The sequence below is a fragment of the Streptosporangium sp. NPDC000563 genome (genome assembly GCF_040299985.1).
Classification (GTDB): domain Bacteria; phylum Actinomycetota; class Actinomycetes; order Streptosporangiales; family Streptosporangiaceae; genus Streptosporangium.
Map to the genome: position 1 here is coordinate 19,585 of NZ_JBEPDA010000021.1, position 21,200 is coordinate 40,784.

18 protein-coding genes are annotated in these 21,200 nt (G+C 64.2%); 3 read left to right on the plus strand and 15 right to left on the minus strand.

Features of this window, described 5'->3' with window-relative positions; genetic code table 11:
- Nucleotides 1-5 precede the first annotated feature (5 nt).
- The 7 genes from ABT352_RS32155 to ABT352_RS32185 form a co-directional block, all read right to left on the minus strand.
- A complete protein-coding gene (locus ABT352_RS32155) occupies nt 6-1,556 on the minus strand; it encodes an HAL/PAL/TAL family ammonia-lyase (RefSeq protein ID WP_350948749.1) in 1,551 nt (516 codons plus the stop codon).
- Nucleotides 1,528-4,689, minus strand: coding sequence for an AMP-binding protein (locus ABT352_RS32160; protein WP_350948750.1), 3,162 nt, complete (start codon nt 4,687-4,689; stop codon nt 1,528-1,530). The genes ABT352_RS32155 and ABT352_RS32160 overlap by 29 nt, the downstream gene beginning before the upstream one ends.
- Nucleotides 4,655-4,873 (minus strand): phosphopantetheine-binding protein, encoded by a 219-nt coding sequence (locus ABT352_RS32165; RefSeq protein WP_350948751.1) that lies wholly within the window; start codon nt 4,871-4,873, stop codon nt 4,655-4,657. The genes ABT352_RS32160 and ABT352_RS32165 overlap by 35 nt, the downstream gene beginning before the upstream one ends.
- On the minus strand, nt 4,851-5,948 hold the full coding sequence (locus tag ABT352_RS32170; protein ID WP_350948752.1) for a hypothetical protein: 1,098 nt from the start codon (nt 5,946-5,948) through the stop codon (nt 4,851-4,853). The genes ABT352_RS32165 and ABT352_RS32170 overlap by 23 nt, the downstream gene beginning before the upstream one ends.
- 56 nt (nt 5,949-6,004) lie before the next feature.
- On the minus strand, nt 6,005-6,607 hold the full coding sequence (locus tag ABT352_RS32175) for an O-methyltransferase (RefSeq protein WP_350948753.1): 603 nt from the start codon (nt 6,605-6,607) through the stop codon (nt 6,005-6,007).
- A 294-nt stretch (nt 6,608-6,901) separates the two neighbouring features.
- On the minus strand, nt 6,902-7,591 hold the full coding sequence (locus tag ABT352_RS32180; RefSeq protein ID WP_350948754.1) for an O-methyltransferase: 690 nt from the start codon (nt 7,589-7,591) through the stop codon (nt 6,902-6,904).
- A 236-nt stretch (nt 7,592-7,827) separates the two neighbouring features.
- A complete protein-coding gene (locus tag ABT352_RS32185) occupies nt 7,828-9,075 on the minus strand; it encodes an MFS transporter (RefSeq protein ID WP_350948755.1) in 1,248 nt (415 codons plus the stop codon).
- 185 nt (nt 9,076-9,260) lie between these two features.
- On the opposite strand from ABT352_RS32185, the gene ABT352_RS32190 reads away from it, so the two are divergent.
- Nucleotides 9,261-11,084 carry a condensation domain-containing protein gene (locus ABT352_RS32190; RefSeq protein ID WP_350948756.1) on the plus strand — a complete coding sequence of 608 codons (1,824 nt, stop codon included), beginning with the start codon at nt 9,261-9,263 and terminating at the stop codon, nt 11,082-11,084.
- A 222-nt stretch (nt 11,085-11,306) separates the two neighbouring features.
- On the opposite strand, the gene ABT352_RS32195 is transcribed toward ABT352_RS32190, so the two are convergent.
- From ABT352_RS32195 to ABT352_RS32225, 7 genes are all read right to left on the minus strand, one after another.
- Nucleotides 11,307-12,218: an AfsR/SARP family transcriptional regulator gene (locus ABT352_RS32195; protein WP_350948757.1), complete on the minus strand. Its 912-nt coding sequence runs from the start codon at nt 12,216-12,218 to the stop codon at nt 11,307-11,309.
- A gap of 81 nt (nt 12,219-12,299) precedes the next feature.
- Nucleotides 12,300-12,644 (minus strand): hypothetical protein, encoded by a 345-nt coding sequence (locus ABT352_RS32200; protein ID WP_350948758.1) that lies wholly within the window; start codon nt 12,642-12,644, stop codon nt 12,300-12,302.
- A gap of 370 nt (nt 12,645-13,014) precedes the next feature.
- Nucleotides 13,015-13,206 (minus strand): hypothetical protein, encoded by a 192-nt coding sequence (locus ABT352_RS32205; protein ID WP_350948759.1) that lies wholly within the window; start codon nt 13,204-13,206, stop codon nt 13,015-13,017.
- Nucleotides 13,207-13,627: 421 nt separating this feature from the next.
- Nucleotides 13,628-13,948, minus strand: coding sequence for a DUF5615 family PIN-like protein (locus ABT352_RS32210; RefSeq protein ID WP_350948760.1), 321 nt, complete (start codon nt 13,946-13,948; stop codon nt 13,628-13,630).
- Nucleotides 13,929-14,582 carry a DUF433 domain-containing protein gene (locus ABT352_RS32215; RefSeq protein ID WP_350948761.1) on the minus strand — a complete coding sequence of 218 codons (654 nt, stop codon included), beginning with the start codon at nt 14,580-14,582 and terminating at the stop codon, nt 13,929-13,931. The genes ABT352_RS32210 and ABT352_RS32215 overlap by 20 nt, the downstream gene beginning before the upstream one ends.
- 305 nt (nt 14,583-14,887) lie before the next feature.
- Nucleotides 14,888-15,106 (minus strand): DUF397 domain-containing protein, encoded by a 219-nt coding sequence (locus ABT352_RS32220; protein WP_350948762.1) that lies wholly within the window; start codon nt 15,104-15,106, stop codon nt 14,888-14,890.
- Nucleotides 15,107-15,123: 17 nt separating this feature from the next.
- A complete protein-coding gene (locus tag ABT352_RS32225) occupies nt 15,124-15,981 on the minus strand; it encodes a helix-turn-helix domain-containing protein (protein WP_350948763.1) in 858 nt (285 codons plus the stop codon).
- A gap of 230 nt (nt 15,982-16,211) precedes the next feature.
- Here ABT352_RS32225 and ABT352_RS32230 point away from each other — a divergent pair, with 230 nt between their 5' ends.
- Together ABT352_RS32230 and ABT352_RS32235 are read left to right on the plus strand one after the other, a co-directional pair.
- Nucleotides 16,212-16,490: a hypothetical protein gene (locus ABT352_RS32230; RefSeq protein ID WP_350948764.1), complete on the plus strand. Its 279-nt coding sequence runs from the start codon at nt 16,212-16,214 to the stop codon at nt 16,488-16,490.
- A complete protein-coding gene (locus ABT352_RS32235) occupies nt 16,487-16,720 on the plus strand; it encodes an ATP-binding protein (RefSeq protein WP_350948765.1) in 234 nt (77 codons plus the stop codon). Before ABT352_RS32230 ends, ABT352_RS32235 begins: the two co-directional genes overlap by 4 nt.
- Before the next feature lie 470 nt (nt 16,721-17,190).
- Here ABT352_RS32235 and metH read toward each other — a convergent pair whose 3' ends face one another.
- A complete protein-coding gene (metH, locus tag ABT352_RS32240; protein ID WP_350948766.1) occupies nt 17,191-20,895 on the minus strand; it encodes a methionine synthase in 3,705 nt (1,234 codons plus the stop codon).
- Between the last annotated feature and the right edge of the window lie 305 nt (nt 20,896-21,200).

Consider the following 21,200-nt stretch of genomic DNA (forward strand, 5'->3'; position numbering starts at 1 on the left):
TGGCCTCATCGACCCGCCTCTTCTCGAGCACCGGCTGCGGCGGTCTGTTCCGCGACAAGGTCGCCGGCCAGGTCGTGCCGGAGGAATTGGCGGGTTTGCTCGATGTCGCCGGCCAAGACGCGGTCGTCCTTGAGCCGGGGCACTCGTGTGCGGTAACGCTCGTGTGCGCCGCGGACCGCGGGGGAAAGGACCAGCCCGGCTTTGAGATCGGCGGCCTGGCATGCGGTCATCAACTCGATGGCCAGCACGTTCTCCAGGTTGTCCACGATCTGCCGCAGCTTCAGCACGGAGGTGCCACCCATGCTCACGTGATCTTCCTGCAGTTGGCAGGTTGGAATCGAGTCGACGCTGCCGGGGTGCGCCAGGGTCTTGGCTTCGCTTACCAGTGCCGCAGCGGAGTACTGGCTGATCATGAGCCCGGAGTTGACGCCGGGATCCTCGGTGAGGAAGTCCGGGAGACCGCGGCGTCCGGACAGTAGCTGGTAGGTCCGGCGCTCGGAGATGGCGGCAAGCTCGGTGGCGACGATGCCGAGCATGTCCGCGGCCATGGCGACCGACTCGCCGTGCAGGTTGCCGCCCATGAGCACCAGGTCGTCATCCACGAAGAACAGCGGGTTGTCGGCGGTCGTGTTGATCTCGTTGAGGATCGAGTTCTGGGCGTATGCGATGTGCTCGCGCACGGCCCCGTGGACCTGAGGAGTGCATCGGAACGAGTAGGGGTCTTGCATCGACGGTGCAGCGGAGTCCAGGGCTGCGTGGTTTCCGCCGCGGGTGTAGTGGGAGAGGTTCTTGGCGACCACCGCCCGCCACCGGTTCCCCGAATCGCGGTGGTATCGCTCGTGGAAGAACCTGTCGGCGCAACTGAATGCCTGGGTGCTGATCGCCGCGATCAGGTCGGCCGAGCGCGCGAGCTCAAGGAGGCGCCGCAGTTCGATCACCGCGACGGCCGAGATGTACTGGGTCCCGTTGGTCAGCGCGAGACCGTCCTTGGGACCGAGCTCTACCCGGCCGAGGCCCAGCTGCTCCTCGACGTCCCTGGTGTCGCACACCTGGCCGTCCAGGATGATCTGGCCGAGGCCCAGGAGGGGAAGCGCCAGGTGGGACAGAGGTGCGAGGTCTCCGCTCGCACCGACGGTGCCGCGCTCGGGTACCACGGGGTGGATGCCGTTGTTGAGCATCCGCAGCAGGCTTTCCGCGACCTCCAGCGACACGCCGGTGTAGCCGCCGCGGAAGGTCAGCAGCTTGATCAGAAGCATCATCCGGACGACTTCAACGGGAGCACCGAGCCCGATGCCGCATGCGTGGGAAAGGATGTGGCGACGCTGGAGTTCCGCCTCTTCACCGGGCCGGACGCGGACGTTGGCCAGCGCGCCGAAGCCGGAGTTGACGCCGTACAGCAACTCGGGTCTCGCGGCGAGCGAATCGACCCACTTGGACGAACGCCTGATCGCCTCGGTGACCTCATCCGCCAGGACCACTGTGTTGCCGGGATCGATCCCGGCCATCAGCTGCTCGAGTTCCCAGCGTTCATCGGGTCGAATCACGACGTTGGCCATCGCCGAACCTCCTCATTGAGAACTGTTTTGTCATGGTGGTGAGAGTGGCGTCGGCCTCAGCACACAGTGCACGTGCCATTTCACCGTCGGAGCGGCCCGTGACGACGCAGGTGATGTCCTCGGCCAGTGCGTCGGCCCGGAAGTAGCACGCGAGGGCATGGCGCGGGGGCGAGCCGATGAGCTGCGTAGCCGAACTCGCCACGCCGTCGATCTCGACAGCCGGCGCAGGCACGTGATCCTCCAGGACGACGACGACGTCGCCGACGGGTGCCCACCCTTGTCCCGGCCGTACGCTGCCGAATCCCGGGACCAGCGCGGCGAAGTCGACAGCCGCCAACAGGTCGCGGTTAACCGCTTCGATGACGCGGGTGGTGTCCTGACCGGCGGCATCGACCAGCAGGGGCACGTCGACCACGTAATTGCCGATCGAGCGGACCTCATCCGGAGTCCGCGTTGAGACCGGTGTCTCGACAACAACCTGGTCCCGGTCCAGCACCCGGCCGACCGCCCTGGCGATCAACGTGATGAGGACAGCCGCCCGGCTCACTGACAGGCGGTCCGCGAGTTCCCTGATCGGCTGCGTCGGCAGCCGCCAATCGACCACCGACGCTCCTGCGGCGGCATCGTTCGGGCGCAGCCGCTCGTCGTAAGGCTGAGCCTTCAGCCCACGCCTGACCGTGGACCAGTGCCCTGCCGCAGACTGGACGAGACGGGCATCCGGTCTTGCCGGGGGCAGCACGCACAGCGAAGACAGCGATGTCCGGCGTTCCGGTGTGCCAAGGCGGTGCTGCAGCTCCGCTACGAGCAGTCCCATGCTCACTCCGTCGCATACCAGGTGGTGGGCGATCAGATAGACGCCCACCGGTGCGGGCTCCGTGCTCGAGCGGACCAATATGGCCCGGACCAGCTGATCCGCCCCGACGTCAAACGGCTGGTACGCACTGCTGTCCACCTCCGGTTGGGGGAAGGTGTCGGCGGATGCGGAGATCTGGAGTACGTCGACCCGCGCAACACCTGCTGCGTGCAAAACCCGTCGCGGGCGATCGCGGCCCAGGACGTACCGGACTCTCAGCTGGTCTACGTCCTTGAGCAAGTCCGACAGCGCTTGCCGGAGGCGCTGCTCGGTGATGGCCGCATGCGTGGTGAATCCCCCGACGACGTTCAGTGCACCGTCGCCGGGAAACATCTGACTCCACACCCAGATCGGCCGTTCAGTGGAGGTCAGCTCCTCACCGAGGGTTACTGGGGCAGCGGTCGATACGGATCGCGGAGTCTGACGACGGTTGCGGTCCACCACGCCGGCGAGCCCGGCGACCGTGGGGTGGGCCAGGTAGTCACGAATCGTCAGCCTGACTCCCAGGTCGCGCTCCAGGTGAGCGCTCAGCTCGAGCGCCAGGAGGGAGTGTCCGCCGCTGGCGAAAAAGTCAGTCGAGCCGGTTATGGCCACATCGGGCAGTACCCGCTCGAACGCTGCGGCGACCGCCTTCAGCGTCGTCTCATCCGCCGTCACCTCCACCTGTTCGTCGCCCGAGTCGGCTACCTTGAGCGACCGGTAGTCGACCTTCCCGGAATGCAGGCGCGGCAGGTATGTACAGATCACCACCCGGTCGGGCAGAAGGCGGACCTCCACCGTCTCGGTGATCTGCGTCAGGACCGCGGCACGATCGAGGCGGCTGTCGGACGGCACGATCCAGACGTGGATCATCACCTGCCCGTCTGCCTCGTCGGCTCGAGCGGCCGCCTGCCCCACGGCCGGAAGCGCGTGGAGCACCGCCTCCACCTGGTCGAGATTGATCCGTACACCGCGTCGTTTCACGGTTCGATCGCGCCGTCCCGACAACCGCAGACGACCACGGTGGTCCAGATAGCCGAGATCCCCTGTCCGGAAGACCGGGACGCCATTGGGTGCCGGGAAAGCCACAAGCGAGCCGGCCTGCTCCGATCCGTATCCGCGACATAGGTGCTCGGACTCCACCACGATCTCGCCGGGGTGTTGCGCTGAGGATCCGGATCGGCCGTCCAACGGCTCGATGGACAGTGTCCGTCCTGCGATCGCTTTACCAACCGGAATGTCGCCCGAGTCGGCGTCCTCCGGGGTGATCTGGTGCCAGGTCAGCAGAATGCACTCCGAAGGGCCGTATTCATTGTGCAGTCCGACCTTGGCCCCGCAGCGCTCCGCGGCGTCGAAGACCTGCCTTGCCACTTGCGGGTCGAACCACTCGCCGCTGCACATCACCTCCGTCAGGTGCGGCGGCCACGACGCCCCGGGCCGCACCGCAGCGGACGCCACCCGCCTCAGAATCGACGGGGTGGTCTCAAAATGGGTGATGCGCGCCTCCCTCAGCCACTGAAGCACCGCGTCCCCGTCATTGCGTATGGACATCGGCGCGACAACGCCCGCCGCGCCACTGGCCAGGGCCGAGATCAGTTGGCAGTAGAGGGCGTCGTAGGTGGGGGCCGCCCACAGCGCCAGGCGGTGGCCCGGCGCGAGGCCATATCTGGCGTTGAACTCCGCGCAGTAGGACTCGATCGCCGCACGACTCATCTCGATCAGCTTCGGGTCCGCTGTCGTGCCAGAAGTCCGAACACAGTATGCCGCTGCCTGCGGTGTCCGCACCGCCATGCGTTCGCTGTGCTCGAGCACAGCCTGGTCATCCCATTGCCGGGCGGCTTTGCTCAGGTCCCGCCCGGTAACGGTGACCGGTTCATCCATCAGGTTCGCAGGCGTGGTTTCGGCGGATGGGCCGGTCAGGAGGACCACGTCGGCGGCGAACTGATCGATGAGCCGCCGCCGCACGGCGTTGCTTTCCTGGTCGTCGACGACCATGAAGGTCCGCCCCGCCCAGAGACATGCCGTGATCGACGCGCTGACCTCGATCGACGCCGTACCGACGATGGCGACCCGTTCCGCGTGCCGTTGACCGAAGAACTCATCGCATGCGCAGGCAAGGGCACCGAGGTCGGCGTAAGACAAGACATCGCCCGTGCTGTCCACCAAGGCTGTCTCGGCAGCTCCACGACGGATCCGCTCATCCAAGACCGCGGCTAGCGCTGCCCGTCTGTCCGGACCAGAGCTGATCATGATGGCTTCCCCCCGGTCACTCGGCGTTCGCCATCGTCGCCACGAATTCATTCATGCTGGCCGCAGACATCAGGTCGTTCAGTGAAACGTTGTATCCCGCCTCCCGCAGCCCTCCCAGCAGGGAAAGAATTCCCAGCGAGTCGAGACCGAGCCCGAATACGTCTACCGTCATGTCCGTCAGCTCGCGACCAGTCACTTCGCGGAACTCTTGTTCAAGAACCTTGCGCGCCCGCATCGTCAGCGTCCTTTGTCGAGTAACGCGAATTAGTCATGTCGCCGCGATCACGGCTCATCGGTTCTTCCCTGCGCTCCGCGTGCCTGAAGCCGGCGTGTCGACAGTCCAGTGCATCCGTCACCGTACTTGTCTGTTGCCTGATGATCTCGGGAAAGCCGGCCATCAGTCGATGCAGTGCCGAACGGTCGTTGTTCTGCTTTGCACCGAATACCGCCACGGGCAGAGCAGAATAAAATCGAAGTACCGCACTGTATCGCTCGCTGATATGACGTTGCCACAGATCATCCCCGAGCAGCAACTGCAACCGCTCGGACATCAATTTGCTGTGCTCGAACAGCGCCCGCGGGGCATGGAGATCGAGCCCCGCATCTTCTTCGGGCGGCGTGTCCAGGAGCTCGTCCCGGTACGCTTCAAGCGCCGCCACGCCGTACAGGCGACCATCCGGCATGACCAGGCCCTGGGTAGCCCGCCCCGGATTCCCAGAAGCGAGAAAAAGCTCGAGCTCGGCAACCACAAACCGCGGGTCGAATCGGTAGGATGCCATTGCGTTGAATTTGAAGAGAATGAATGATCGCGTCCACGGCTGGTCCGCGTTCGCGCAGGATTCGTAAGCGGCGTCAAGCTCCGCCCATGAAACACGGGTGGTTTCAAATCGAATCAACTCGTCGTAACCCAGTAGATGCGCGATCCCTGCATCACTGTCTGATCCATGGACAAGAACGTCGTGATGAAAAGAACTCTCCCCGTACGTCGGTCGTCTCGGGATGAAGAACTCATCGACAAACGCGTAGATATACCAGCCATCGAGAAGCTGTGCATGCACGAACTCGGCGAAGCTGTGGCCGATCCACCTTCGCATCCACTCACGGTCTGCCCTGATAGTGTGCAGATACGGATTGGCCGCGAAATCATAGGAATAGAAGCACAGCGACGGGGACTCTATCGGGTGTTCGTCATAGGCCAGGTGTATGAAGTTCGAGAGAATCCAGTCACGGTTCTTGGGGGCATGCGCCTCGATGATGGAGACCGGGTACGCATACGGCTGGTACGCCCGGACGCTGGGATTCGTCGTCACCGGCAAAATTGTGCGGTGACGCCGCAAATCCTCGACGTGTTCCGCCTCTACCCTGTTCACCGATACTGTCCGACTACCCATGCGCGCTCGGCCGGCCCTTGAATTCGGCTGACGGCAAGCGCGTCGGACACGTACTCGAGCGGGGTGACGATTTCATCTCGGACCGCCTCTTCCCATGCGGTCGTCGGGCCGATTCCCCACTTGAACCAGGGAATCATGTCATCGACCACGAGCGTGGCGCCTGGCTTGGCCAGCCGTCGAGCGTTCGCGATGTCCGCCTTCGCACACGAGTACTCGTGGCCTCCGTCGATGAAGACGAGATCGAAACCATCCATCGGGTCGGCTACCTGGAAGGCCGGAACCGTTTGCGTGGAATCTCCGTAGATCAGGCGATGGCGACCCGGGTAACGAGAGTCGATGAACTCCTTTGCCGACTTGACGTGGGTCTCGGTGTTGATTTCAAAGGATGTGACCTTCGCCTGGGGAGAGCTTTCGAGGAAGGCGATGCTCGAGAAGCCGATATTGAAACCTATCTCGGCTATGGAAATGGCCTTCCGGGCACGCGCCAGATACATGAGATACAGGACCTGGGACAGGCAGCTAATTCCTTCGCCCAATGCGCTTCCGTGCCCTTGTGCATGCCGGAATATGTCCTCCATGAGCGAGTTAATACGTGATCGATCGCTGATTCCCGAGTCAGGGAATAGGGCAGACTTGAGTCCCGTTGGAGGCATCGACATGTCCATACGGCAATGTTGGCTTTTTAAAGCTTCCGCTGTCAACACCTCGGTGCTGCCGGCGCTGAGGAAACTTCAGAAGAGCCGTCATAGCAAGAATCCCTACCGAGGTACCCCCGGTAGGGATGGAGTGATTTATTTGCGCAGCGTCACTCGGAAATCGATCATCCGGAAGCGGACATATTACTACCGTCGCCGATCTTGGCGGTCCTTCGCTTACCGGTATTGTCCAACTGCCCACGCGCGCTCGGTCGGTCCCTGAAGCCGGCTGACGGCAAGCGCGTCGGACACGTACTCGAGCGGGGTGACGATTTCATCTCGGACCGCCTCTTCCCATGCGGTCGTCGGGCCGATTCCCCACTTGAACCAGGGAGTCATGCCATCGACCACGAGCGTGGCGCCTGGCTTGGCCAGCCGTCGAGCGTTCGCGATGTCCGCCTTCACGCACGAGTACTCGTCGCCTCCGTCGAAGAAGACGAGATCGAAACCATCCATCGGGTCGGCTACCTGGAAAGCCGGAACCGTTTGCGTGGAATCTCCGTAGATCAGGCGATGGCGACCCGGGTAACGAGAGTCGATGAACTCCTTTGCCGAGCCGGCGTAGGTCTCGGTGTTGATTTCAAAGGATGTGACCTTCGCCTGGGGAGAGCTTTCGAGGAAGGCGATACTCGAGAAGCCGATGCTAAAACCTATCTCGGCTATGGAAATGGCCTTCCGGGCACGTGCCAGATACATGAGATACAGGACCTGGGACAGGCAGCTAACCCGGTCGTCCAATACATTTGCGCGCCCTTGCACATGCCGGAACATGTCCTCCATGAGCGATTGAATACGTGATTGATCGCTGATTCCCGAGTCGGAGAACAGGGCAGACTTGAGTCCCGTTGGAGGCATCGACATGTCCATGTCGAAATGTTGGCCTCCGGAATCTACCGCTGTCAACGCTTTGGTGATGCCAGCGCCGAGGCAGCCTCAGAAGAGCCTTCCCTCGTGACAGCAGGTCGGCTTCCGAGGTAGCGGAACGTCGCGGCATGTTTGTTGTCCTGCCCGGCAGGACAACAAATTCGCAGTTTCCGGTTGACAGCTCCCTGGCTGACTCTCGGGCAGAGGCGGGGGCGTCTTGGTCACTTCGCGGGTGTGGCCTATGCCGCCTGGCTGGTGCTGGTCGGCTGCCGGCGTTCGTCGAGCAGTGCGGTGACGGCGATCAGGCCTGCCAGCGCGATGAAGGATCCCAGGCCGATGACCCAGCGCGGGCCGAACCATTCCGCCAGCACGCCGCTTGCGAGCATGGTGACGAGCGACACCCCGGCGTAGATGGCGCCGGTCGTACCCACGATCCGGCCGCGCAGCGAGCGCGGCGTGCTGAGCAGCAGCCAGGTCTGCCCGCCCACCCAGGAGATGGTGAAGGGCAGCCCGGACACGACGAAGGCAATCAGCGCCAGCGGCAGCGACGGCCAGATCGCCAGCACCAGGATCGCGCCATTGGAGATCGCGGCGCCGAGCAGGACAGGAAGCCGGTACCCCAGTCGGCGGACCACCGTGCCGATCACCGGGCCCGCGATCACGGCCGAGACCGCGAACGCGCTGTTGACCAGGCCCATCTGCCCGGACGTGGCGCCGATCACGCCCAGCATCAGCACTGGAAACAGGGAAGACAGCGGCCCCTCCTTGATCGCGTCAAGGACTTGCAGGAGTACCAGGCCCCGGACGCGACGGCTGCGTCGAAGCATCGCCAGATACCCGTCGCCGCAGCCTTCTTCGCCTTCCTCCACCGTGCCGCCGGCGGTCGGCGTCTTCCGCCCGGAGCCCCGCAGGAGCAGGCTGAGCAGTGCGGACAGCAGCATCAGCGTCGTCACCCCGATGGCCGTCCAGCGGAATCCGGCCCATCCCATGACGAACCCACCGAGCGCCGGCCCAACCAGCCTGGTGGCATTGGAGGCGAACGAATTCAGGCCGTTGGCCTCGGCCAGGTCCTCGGCGGTGACGTAGTCGGCAATGAGCACCTGCTCGGCGGGAATGTAGAGCTGCTGCAGGACCGCCTGGGCGAACACCGCGGAGACGAGGCCAAGCGGCGAGTCGGCGAGTGCGAAGACGGCCACCAGTACCAGCACCCGCAGGAAGAGCGCGATCCGTATGATCCGCAGGGGGTTGCCCCAGCGGTCCGCGACACTCCCGGCCAGGTGCCCGAAGGCCAACCCGGCCACGGTCGGGACCGCCGCGAGCACGGCTGTCCAGATCGGCGATTGGGTGAGCTGGTAGATATGGACGCTCAAGGCGATGCCCACGCCCGATCCCACCAGCGACGAGACCAGGTTGACGACCAGCAACGTCCCGAGGTTCGGATTCCTCATCAAGAACCCGATCGGTTTGACCCCCTTGTTGACGCTCACCTGGCCGCTCCTTTCGGAAGCATGACCACATCAGCCATACGCGAAGACATAATCGTACGTCAGTTCATGATGTCAAGGCGTGTCTCTAGCTTATTGACGATTACAGATGCCTGCGCTAGAAATAGCCAAAGACGATGGTCGAACCATCAATTCTTGCACGCCGTGAGCGTGTGTGGAGAAGTGGTATGTCAGTCATCAAACTTACACCGCGATCTTCAGTACCCGTACATTTCTCGGCCGAGACCACCCGGCAAGGACCACTGACTATAGGTCAGCTCAACATTCTGAAGTGGATTGATGATTCCAGTTCGGTAGAGGGGCGTCCGTATCCTGTCGTAACGTGTGCTATAAGCCTGAGTGGAACGGCGAGTGTGGAGGATGTCACTGAAAGCCTTGCCATCCTGATCGCCCGCCATGAAGTGCTACGGACGTCCTTCGCCACCGGACCGCAGCCATGTCAGCGTGTTTCCTCCGTTGGCACATTGATGGTTGACATCTATTCGCTGGAAGGCGGCCGAGCCAATCGGGTTGACGTTGAAGCCGAGCTCGCCAGGCACCTGGAGATCACAGCCCCAAGACAGCCTGATGGGCAGCGGCTGGCCGGCCAACAGTTGCGAGTCGCCCTGGCCATGAGCGCTGAAGTGGTGTACGCAGGCTTCCTTGAGTTATCTCACATGGCTGTGGACAGGGCAGCCTTGCGAATCCTTGAGCATGAGCTGGCTGAACTGATAAGCGATTCTGCTGCTCGAGTCATAGGACCGCCCCGTCATCAGCCTTTGGATCAGGCGGAACTCGAGCGCTCGGAGCGTGAATGTCAGAAACGTCGTAGAGCGCTGGAATACTGGAGCAGCAATCTTGCCGTAATGCCCTCGCCTCTCTACCTGACGCCTTCCGCGGGGTCCGAGCTCACGGAGGCGGACGCTGACGACACGGTGGGCGTCTACATGTCATCACCAGCCGCTGCACTAGCCGTGCAGTGCGTGAGCGCACGCACGCGAACCAGCCGGTCCAGCTGCCTGCTCGCCGCGTTGTGCGCCGTGCTCTCAGTGCGTACCGGCTATCGCGAGATAGTCTTTCCCGTGATGCCCTCAAACCGCTTTGAGCGCCACCTTTACGACTACGTCGGTACGCTTGCTCAAACAGGCATCGCCGCTATCGATGTCGGCTCTGCGAGCTTCGATGAATTGGTAAGGCAGGCATGGCGTGGCATGCTGGAAGGTTGCATGCACAGCGTTTACGATGTCTATGAGCTCGAAAAAATCCATAACCGGATATCGCATGACCGCGGCGTCTATTTCTATTTCGAGGCCATCTACAACTGTAGTGTCATCGAAAGCGGTATACCAATGAATGAACGCGCACCATCGCCCGAGCACATGACCGCCATGCTGAGCCGGACTCAACTGCGCCATTACCCTATGCCGTACCGTCTGGGAACACCCGTCCGATTCGATGTTTCCAGGCTGGAAGGCGAGGTGGAACTCTGTGGCTGGAGTTCCGACATTGGCCGAGTGCCGGTGGAACACCTGATATCGTTGCTGCAGGCCATTGAGCGCCTCCTGGTAGCAGCAGCCGGCGGTAACCTCGATCACGAGGATATAATCGATGTCCTTCAGATGGAGCCAGTCCGCCGGGACTCGAACTGGGTAAAGGCCGATGTCCAGTGGGTTGAGCTGACTGAAATCCAGAGACTTCTCGATGACGCGTTCGCACCGGCCAAGGCGCGGATTTTTTCACAGGTAGCCGGCGAACCGCTTGTGGCGTATGTCGAGGCTTCCGATTCCGTCCGTACGCCGGAACAAGCTCACGCACGGTGCATGGCCATGCTGTCCGCACACCCGTCAGCGATGACGCCGCGCTATTACGTTATATGCGAGGCGGTTTCGGTTGACGTTGACGACCCCATCGGTTGGCCGGCAGGGACAAGTGCAGGGACGGGAAGGGGCGCGGGCATCTCCCCGCTGAGCACAGCGAGCAGGGCTGACGCCGGCAGCGGGCCGAGCCTGTAGCGGCGTCCCCGGTGGCTGCGTGGGTCGGGCATGGAATCGAGGACCTCGGCCGGCGTATGCAGGTCAGCGGCTGGGTCGGTGAGGGCGACGTGCTCCAGGTGGCGGGAGGGCACATCGATCGGGGATGATGGCACGCGAACGCGGCCCCTGTTCTTGATCGACTGGCTTAGACAGCCGACGATCATCAGGGGTCGCGTTTGTCATCTCCGCACTGGGGCGCCCTTACTGGGTCACCCGCCCCAGGGACGCAGCGGTCTCACCGGCCGAGAACGTAACGGCCTTGGGAAGCTGTCGGGGGATAATGGCGCCAACCTTGCCTGTAGATTCCGATCCGAGACCATTCCAGGGCGCGATTGTAAGCGAATTTTCCCGTTTCAGGATGGACTTGTGTATCCTATCAAGCTGGTCGGATGGCTCCAGGCCAAGTTCCTCTCCGAGGATGGCCCGGATTTCCTGGAATGATTCAAGGGCGTCTGCTTGCCGGGCTGACCTGTACAGAGCGAGCATGTGCAACGCTCTCAGCGGCTCGCGCAGTGGGTAAGATCTGACGAGCTCACTCAGCTCGGCTACGAGTTCGTGATGCCGATCGAGTTTGAGCTCAAGCTCGATACACTCTTCGGTGGCCCTGATTCGCTCCTCTTCAAGCCGAATCGCCATCGTTCTGACCACCCCGCTCTCGACGTCTGAGGCGACCGCCGTGCCGCGCCAAAGCGCGAGCGCGGCACGAAGCTCGGCTGCCGCATCCCTGATCTTCCCGGCAGCAGCCAGCTCCCGGCCGGAGTTGATCATCCGGCGGAATACAGCAGAGTCGAGCGACTCGGTGGGAATATGGATGGTATAGCCTACCAGGCTGGTGACGATCACATGATCGTCACCGAATTTCCGCAGCTGACGCCGCAAGGCAGATATGCAGGTCTGGATCTGGCCCTTGGCGGTGACGGGTGGATCCTCTCCCCATATCCCCTCAGTGATCCGGTTGAGCGATACGAGATTTCCTACCTGCATGAGCAGCATCGCTAATATGGTTCGCTGGCGGCCGTGCGGAAATTGTAGAGCAATTCGATCAAGTGAAACATCGAGCGAACCAAGGATCCTGAAATGCATAGTATGAAGCCTTTTCGACTTGATGGACACGAGGTGGAAAATTCCGCGTTTTGGCAGACAGTCCCGTGGTCGCCCGGCAGATCCGACGGTCCTCCCCATCGTCGCGGTCCGTCAAAGGGGCGGTGGGGCCTGCAGCAGCCGGGTCGTGTAGCCGGCCCACGCTCCGGTGTACGGATGGGCGAGCACCAGATCGAGGGTGCGGCGGGAAACCTGCTCCACCCGGTCGGGTAGCTCCCAGGCGCGGTCCGGATGCGGCAGGGGACCCATGAGGTCCGGCCGCTTCTTGACTTTCTCGTCAACCGCACGCAGCAGGAGCAGGCGCCGGCTGTGTTCGGCCTGCCGGATCCCGCGGACCGCGCGAGGCGTCGCCTGCCCGTGCGTCAGTTGATCGAAGTCGCGCCGAGGAACCTTGTGCGTTCGGAAGTGCAGGTCATCAAAAGGATCTTCTGCCTGCATGGCAAGCCTTCCTGCGTGATCGACTGCGGCGAGCCGAGGGTCAGCCAACTCCGGTTGCGTTCGAGCAGGAGGTCTTGCTTCTGGTTGGGTCCTCGGCTTCCTCAGCGACATGTGGCAGGGCCGGTCCGAGTGCGGCAAGGGGCATTCCTCGCAGTACCGTCAGTGAAACTCTATCGAGATCAAATAGCTCGGATTCGAAGGCGGGTTGGGCGTTATCAAGCGGTTTCATGTGACGGATCCCCTTTACTGGTCCCCTTTACTGGCCCGACTGTTCGAGCGCGCCATTGACATCATGGCTCATGCTTTGCCGTTCAGGAAGGGCGCTTTTTCCCTTACGTGGTCCGCGGTGCCTGTCAAACCCAATGAGACATCAGTTCACTTTTGTGGTTCGTGGTGAGGTATTGGCCTGAAGGGGCGTGAGTGACCTATTGATCCACACCCTGGCGGGCAGCGACGGCGGGTAGGGGCGTCGACCACGGAACCGTTCGGGGCGGGCCAGGAAGGCCGCGTTCAGCGTGGCGATCCGCTTGGCGCGGATCTTGACGGCGGTGCCGTCGTGCACGGACGCCGGGCCATGCATCGCGATGCCCGAATGACGATGCTCATTGCTGTAATAATCAAAGAACTGTTCGCAGAAGACACGGGCGTCTTCGATCGAGCCGAACCTCCCGGGGAACGCCGGTACTACATTCGCAGATCTTGAGGTAGGGGGTCGCCTCGGCTGTGGTAGTGGCTGATCAATGCCCGGCTCTGATGAACGAGTCTGAAACGCAACCAGGACAGCACATGGTCGACAGCGGTGGTGGCGGGAATGAGTAGACGAGCCAGGACGCAACCTTTTCGGCGCCGCTGAGGGCCAGGCTTGGCCCCGCCCACCGGTCGGTCTTTCGCCACCGCTTTAAGTAGAAGTCCCGGGGATCAACTGCTCCAAGCAAGGTAGGGGGCCTCCGGAAGAGGATCAGGACCGGCGTGGAGATCGGAGATCACTTGCTCGACCACCGACAGTAACTGCTCAAGGCCGGAGACCACGTGCACTCCGGGTTTCTTCGCGTACTCCCGAGCCCAGTCGTGTTCCACCCGGAGGCGGCGATCGCCTCGACCTCCCGGGGGCGCTGCATCTGCCTGGCATCGTTGGTCAGGATGACGTGGAATCCCTCGGCCACCGCTCGGGGGTAGAGGTTTTCGTCCCGAGTCCCGGACCAGCGGTCGAGATCCAGCAGATGGACGATCTCATGCCCCAGAACGAAGGCGTTGATGGCCTGGTGGAGCGGCCGGGACACGTTCTCATCCAGCAGCAGCCTCACGTGATTCCTTGGGGGGATCGTAGCTGTTGACGTAGTCGGCGAAGTCGGCGGCGTCCAGAGCCGCCGTAGGGGTGACGCTCGGGTAGTACTCGGAGATCCGCTCCGGGGGGAGCCCGTCTCTAAGGAGAGCGGCGACCTCGTCATAGGGGACGCGAGTGCCCTCGATCACCGGTACTCCGCCGCGAACCGCCGGATTCACCGTCACATACGCGCGGGGCCGCAGCAGTGGCGGGATATGCCTGCCGTCGCGGTAGAACGGCTGCAGGACATCGACCATCTCGTGGATGACCACGTTGGCTTTCCTGCGTACCAGGTCGACCGCCTGGTCGGACTCGGCCAGGTAGATGCTGCTGCCGTCGGCGACCAGCGTGTACGACGAAAGGTGATCGTGCTCCTGCAAGTCGCCGCGGAGGGTGTCGAGCGCCCGCCTGATCTTCTGCAGCGAGGCGTCATTGCACAGCTTGACGCAGGTCCGTAACGCCACCACATCGCGGAAGGAATAGAGAACGGGCCGGGTGCCGGAAATCTCCGGGATCAACACCGCGCCACGGTTGACGCCGGCCTTGCGCCAGTGGGCGAGCTGACGGAGCGTGGCCCCCGACAGCGCCGCCGCCAACTTCGGGTCAAATGCCATCACCTCACCCCTCCCCCACTCCGTGATCCGAGCCCTGCCCGAGACATCATCGCAAATCTCGCCTGGCAGGTCAGGCACCATGCCGCTTCGCCTCCGTCGTTTCAGAAACTTCCAGCGGAGCACGGATGTCATCCTGAGGACACCGACGCGCACCCGAGAGTGCCAGTCGATAACGCACGCCCCGAAGCCTGTCACAGGCATGTTGCCGTCCCCTCTCAGGAACGGCACTCTTCACAACGGCGCGGCCGACAGACAGCACTTCGACAGCCCAATCCGCGACCGTGGCTGGTGCCTCGGATAGACCTTCAAGCGGCCGGATCCGCAAGGGAGCCGTCCTTGATGCCGCTGATGAAGGTTTGCCACTCAGTGGAGGCGAAAATCAGCGCCGGCCCGCTCCGGTCCTTGCTGTCACGAACACCTACACGCCCTCCGTTCAAAGAGGCCACTTCGATGCAACTGCCACCATTCCCACCACTAAGGCTGCTCTTTCGCCAGACTGCCCCAGCTATTTCTTCGTGGAACACTTTGCCCCTTTCAGTGCTTATAGGTCTTCTTTTGCAAGCTTCGCGATCATATCGATTGAATCCCGGGGATCGAGAGCCGAAGCACGCAGGTGGTCATATGCCAACGTATATGCCCGAATCTCTTCCATCTTCTCCAGATAGAGGCTTCCGGTCACGTACTCCAGGTAGGTGACTTCACTCGCTCCATCGGAGAAGGACAGGATGGCGAACGATCCGAGCATCGCCGCATGAGCGCCAATGGCGTAGGGCAAGACCTGGATGGTCACATTCGGCTGAGCCGAAATGTCCGCGAGGTGCTGGAGCTGCTCTTTCATGACACGGGTGCCACCGACGCGGCGACGCAGAGCGGCCTCGTTCACGATCGCCCAGAAGTTCATGGGCTGCTCGGATCGGGTGATGACACTCTGTCGGGCCATGCGCAGGCTGACGTGCCGCTCTATCTCGTCGGGTGCGTCGGTCACCCGTGCCGCCCGGTAGATCGCGCGAGCGTAGTCTTCGGTCTGGAAGAGTCCGTGAACGAGTTCGGGTTCGTAGTTACGAAGTGACGACGCCTCCGCTTCCAGCCCTACGTAGACCTGGAACCACTGCGGGATCACATCGCTGTAGGCATGCCACCACCCTCGCTCCTTCGCCTGTTTCGCCAGCTGGACGAGCGCGTCGTACTCAGCGCCCTCACGGAGTCCGTAGAGCTGCAACATGGCCCGGACGTCGTTGACGGAGATCCGCAGCGTCCCGCCTTCCACTTTGGTCATCCTCGACGTCGACCAGTTCAGATGATCAGCCACTTCCTCCTGCTTGAGGCCGGCCGCGGTGCGGAGTTGTCGCAACTCCTGCAGCAGTCGTCGATGGCGGACGGTCGGCGAGAAGCTGGCCATGGGTCTCCCTCCCAAGACACCTGTTTGATCACACATCGTAATGAATCTTTAACTGGTTGTGCGAAAGTGCTTGCAGGTTCAGATTTGCAGGTGCAGATTTAGCACGTGCTCGCTCACCGAGAGTGATGGTACGTCGCAATCGCAGGCTTTGTAGCCCGTTCCGCGTAAGCCGCAGACCCATCACGCCCAACGCCGAGCGGCTTCAGGATCGACGGAGGGATGACAGGAAGATGAAGATTCGTGATCTTCAAGGGTGGGGTGGTGAGTTGCTGGAGTTGGCCTGGGAGTTGAACGATCTCGGGTTCGACTCCGTGGTCCGACTCTCGCCCGGCCGTCGGCCGAGTGTGGAGATCTTCATGCCGCCAGGGCGGTCGAGGGTCGTCACCGCGCAGCGGGGCCGTACCTCGGTGTTCACCTGGGAGCGGATCTCCGCCCGCGCGAACCGTGACCGGCAGGGCCGGAGCAGAATGCGGATGGCGGCGGAGCGACTCCTGGAGGTGGCGCGATGAGGATGCCGGAGCCGCTGGGCCGGGCCGACCTCCCTGCCGAGGTGGAGTCCGTTCCCCTGGCCCGCCGCTACGTCCGCGACCTGCTCGACCGCATCGACCATAAGCAGACCGACGACGCGCTACTGCTGGTCAGCGAACTCTTCACCAACGCGGTACGCCATTCCGACTCCGGCCGCCACCCCGACGGCAGGGTCTCCGTCGCCGTCACCAACCAGGATCGACGTCATTGACGCCGGATCACCTGGACAGACGCCCCGCATCTGCTCCGACGTTGACCCAGACAGCAGCGGCGGACGCGGCCTCTGGCTGGTTCAGGAACTGTCCGCCTCCTGGGGTTGGTACGAGACCCCGACCGGCCGGGTGGTCTGGTTCCAACTCTCCGAGACCTGACCACTGCGAAGGTCGGACCTCCGGTTCATCGTGGCCCGCAACCAACCCAGGCAGGCGGATGACCACGACGTCCCAGACGCTCTCGATGGCGAGCGAGACACCTGGAAGGGCAACCAGAAAATCCCCTCCCCTCGCCCGATACCCCCTGCTCCAGCAGCCGCCGGGACACCTTGATCCCTGCCGAAGCCTGTCCCCCGTGCACTGGACTCCGCTCCACCCAGGAACCGTCCCGGCGAGCCGCCCTGGCTTTAGAGGTGAATCCTGTCGGCCGGGGCCGTAAACGCCCCACGACACCGGCCGACGGATCAGATCACTCGGGGTCGTAGGCCAGGTTGGGCCGCAGCCAGCGCTCCACCTCGGCGAGGTCCAGGCCACGCCGCACGGCGTAGTCCTCGACCTGGTCGCGGCCGAGGCGTCCCACGGTGAAGTACCGCGACGACTCGTGGGCGAAGATCAACCCGCTCACGCTCGCGGCCGGGGTCATCGCGAAGGACTCGGTCAGCCCCATGCCGAGGCGGTCGGCGTCCAGCAGGTCGAACAGCTCCCGCTTCTCGCTGTGGTCCGGGCTCGCGGGGTAGCCGAGCGCGGGGCGGATGCCGCGGAAGCGTTCGGCGTGCAGGTCCTCGATGAGGGGGTCGGCGTCCGGCTCGAACCAGCCACGCCGTGCCTGCAGGTGGATGTGCTCGGCGAACGCCTCGGCGAGGCGGTCGGCGAGGGCCTTCACCATGATCGATCGGTAGTCGTCGTTCTGGGCCTCGTAGCGGGCCGCGAGCTCCTCGGCTCCGTGGATCGCCACGGCGAACCCGCCGAGGTGGTCTCCGGCCGGGGCGATGTAGTCGGCCAGGCACCGGTTGGGCCGGCCCTCGGGCTTGGCCGTCTGCTGGCGCAGCATCGGCAGGCGAAGGCCGTGTTCGAGCACGATGTCGTCGCCCTCGGAGTGTGCGGGCCAGTAGCCGTAGGCGCCCTTGGCCTGGAAGCTCCCCTCGGCGATGATCTGGTCGAGCATGGTGTTGGCGTCGTCGAAGAGTTCGCGGGCCACCGGCTGGTCGAGGATCGCCGGATACTTGCCCTTCAGCTCCCAGGCGAGGAAGAGGAACTGCCAGTCGATCATCTCCCGCAGCACGGCCAGGTCCGGCTCCACGACGCGGATGCCGGTGAAGTCGGGGACGGGCAGGTCCTCGAAGGAGACCTTCTCGGGGTTGGCGCGGGCCCGCTCGACGCTCAGCAGCGGGGTGCGCTGCTTGTTCGCGTACTGCTCGCGCAGGCGCTCCTGGTCGGCGCGGTTGCTCGCGTCCAGCGCCTCGGCGCGGTCGGCGTCCAGCAGGTCCGAGACGACGCCGACGACACGGGAGGCGTCGAGCACGTGGACCGTGGGGTTGTCGTAGGCGGGAGCGATGCGGACCGCGGTGTGCTGACGTGAGGTCGTGGCGCCGCCGACCAGCAGGGGCAGCTTCAGCCCTCGGCGGCGCATCTCCTCGGCGACGGTGACCATCTCGTCCAGCGACGGGGTGATGAGGCCGGAGAGCCCGACGACGTCGGCTCCCTCGGCGACGGCGGTGTCCAGGATGACCGAGGCGGGGACCATCACCCCGAGGTCGACGACCTCGTAGTTGTTGCAGCCGAGCACGACGCCGACGATGTTCTTGCCGATGTCGTGGACGTCGCCCTTGACGGTGGCGAGCACCACCTTGCCCTGGCCCCGGCTGGTGTCGAGGCGTCCTTCCAGCCTCGCCTGCTCCTTCTCCGCCTCCATGAAGGGCTCGAGGTAGGCGACCGAGCGCTTCATCACCCGCGCGCTCTTGACCACCTGCGGCAGGAACATCTTGCCCGACCCGAACAGGTCGCCCACGATCTTCATTCCGTCCATGAGCGGCCCCTCGATCACCTCCAGGGGACGCTTCCGCTGCTGCCTGGCCTCCTCGGTGTCGGCCTCGATGAAGTCGACGATGCCGTGTACGAGGGCGTACGACAGGCGTTCTTCCACCGGGGCCTCGCGCCAGGCGAGGTCCACGACGCGGCGGGTGCCGGACCCGCTCACCGTGTCGGCGAAGGCGACGAGCCGGTCGGTGGCGTCCTCACGCCGGTCGAAGATCACGTCTTCGACGAGTTCGAGCAGGTCGGCGGGGATGTCCTGGTAGACCGCGAGCTGCCCGGCGTTCACGATGCCCATGTCGAGGCCGGCGCGCACCGCGTGCAGCAGGAACGCCGAGTGCATCGCCTCGCGCACGATGTCGTTGCCTCGGAAGGAGAACGAGAGGTTGGAGATGCCGCCGCTGGTCAGCGCTCCGGGGCAGCGCTCCTTGATCAGCGGCAGGGCCTCGATGAACGCCTTGGCGTACCCGTTGTGCTCACTGATGCCGGTGGCGACGGCGAGCACGTTGGGGTCGAACACGATGTCCTCGGCGGCGAACCCGGCCTTCTGCGTCAGCAGGTCGTAGGCGCGGGCGCAGATCGACACCTTGCGCTCGACGGTGTCGGCCTGTCCCTGCTCGTCGAAGGCCATGACCACCACACCGGCGCCGTAGTCGCGGATGATCCGCGCCTGCTGCAGGAACGCCTCCTCGCCCTCCTTCAGGCTGATCGAGTTGACGACGCCTTTACCCTGCACGCACTTGAGACCGGCCTCCAGCACGCTCCACCGCGAGCTGTCGATCATGACCGGGATGCGGGCGACCTCGGGCTCGGTCGCGATCAGGTTCAGGAAGGTGGTCATCGCCTGCTCGCTGTCGAGCAGGTCGGCGTCCATGTTGACGTCGAGCAGGTTGGCGCCGCCGCGTACCTGTTCCAGCGCGACGTCGACGGCGCCCTGGTGGTCGTCGGCCTCGATGAGGCGCCGGAAGCGCGCCGAGCCGGTGACGTTGGTGCGCTCGCCGATCATGACGAACCCGGTGTCCGGGCCGATCTCGAAGGGCTCCAGGCCGCTGAAGCGGGTGCGGGCCGCGGGTTCGGCCACCTGGCGGGGCGGCAGGCCGGACACGGCGGACGCGATCTTCGCGATGTGCGCGGGCGAGGTCCCGCAGCAGCCGCCGACGACGTTGACCATTCCCGCCCTGGCGAACTCGTCGAGCAGCGCCGCGGTCTCGTCCGGGGTCTGGTCGTAGCCGCCGAACGCGTTGGGCAGGCCCGCGTTGGGGTGGCAGGCGACGTAGGTGTCGGCGAGGCGCGCGAGCTCGGCGACGTGCGGGCGCATCTCCTCGGCGCCCAGCGAGCAGTTCACGCCGACCAGGAGCGGTTCGGCGTGCCGGATCGAACTCCAGAACGCCTCGACGGTCTGTCCCGACAGCGTGCGCCCGCTCAGGTCGACGATCGTCACCGAGATCCACAGCGGCAGGTGCGGGGCGACCTCGCGCGCGGCGGTGATCGCGGCCTTCACGTTGAGCGTGTCGAAGATCGTCTCGATCAGGAGCAGGTCGACCCCGCCCTCGGCGAGCGCGCTGATCTGCTCGGCGTAGGCGGCGCGGACCTCGTCGAACGAGACCGCCCGGTAGGCGGGGTCCTCGACGCGCGGGGAGAGCGACAGCGTGACGTTCAGCGGGCCGATAGAGCCGGCCACGAAGCGCCCGCCCGCCTCGTCGGCGGCCTGGCGGGCCAGCTGGGCGCCGCGCAGGTTCATCTCCCGCACCAGCGACTCCAGCCCGTAGTCGGCCTGGCCGATGCTGGTGGCGGTGAAGGTGTTGGTGGTGGTGATGTCCGCGCCGGCCGCGAGGTACTGGCGGTGGATGTCCAGGATGACGTCGGGGCGCGTCAGGTTCAGCAGGTCCGGGTCGCCGGTCACGTCGCGCGGATGGTCGAGTAAGCGATCGTCGCGGTAGTCGGCCGGGGTGAGCGAGGCCCCCTGCAGCATCGTGCCCCAGGCTCCGTCGAGCACCAGGATTCTTTGCCCGAGAAGCTCGCGCAGTGCCCGCGCGCGGGCCTCGGCTCCCTGGGTGCCGTCCGCGGAACGCGCACCGTCACCGGATGTGTGCGAGGCGGAGTCATTCTCGTGCTCGCCGGCGTGCTTCAAGGATCCGTTCATCGGTCCACCTCCCTGTTGTGGGAGGCGCCCTTACCGGAAGATCAGGGCCGAGCGTGGCGGACCCGAGCCCGTTGCAGCGCCTCTCGACCTTGAGATCAAGGGTACCGAGGGTTGAGACGAGACGCCAAACAACAGTCCACTATTTGAAAAGCCCCTGCCCACATACCCTCATGAAACGCCCCGAGCGAGCGAGGACGGCCGTCAGGGGCCGTCCTCGGCCGCGATCAGCCACGGTCGTCGACGGCCCACCGCGAAGAGACAGGTGCGGCCGGTGAGCCTCCCACCTCCGCGAACGACCGATCAGG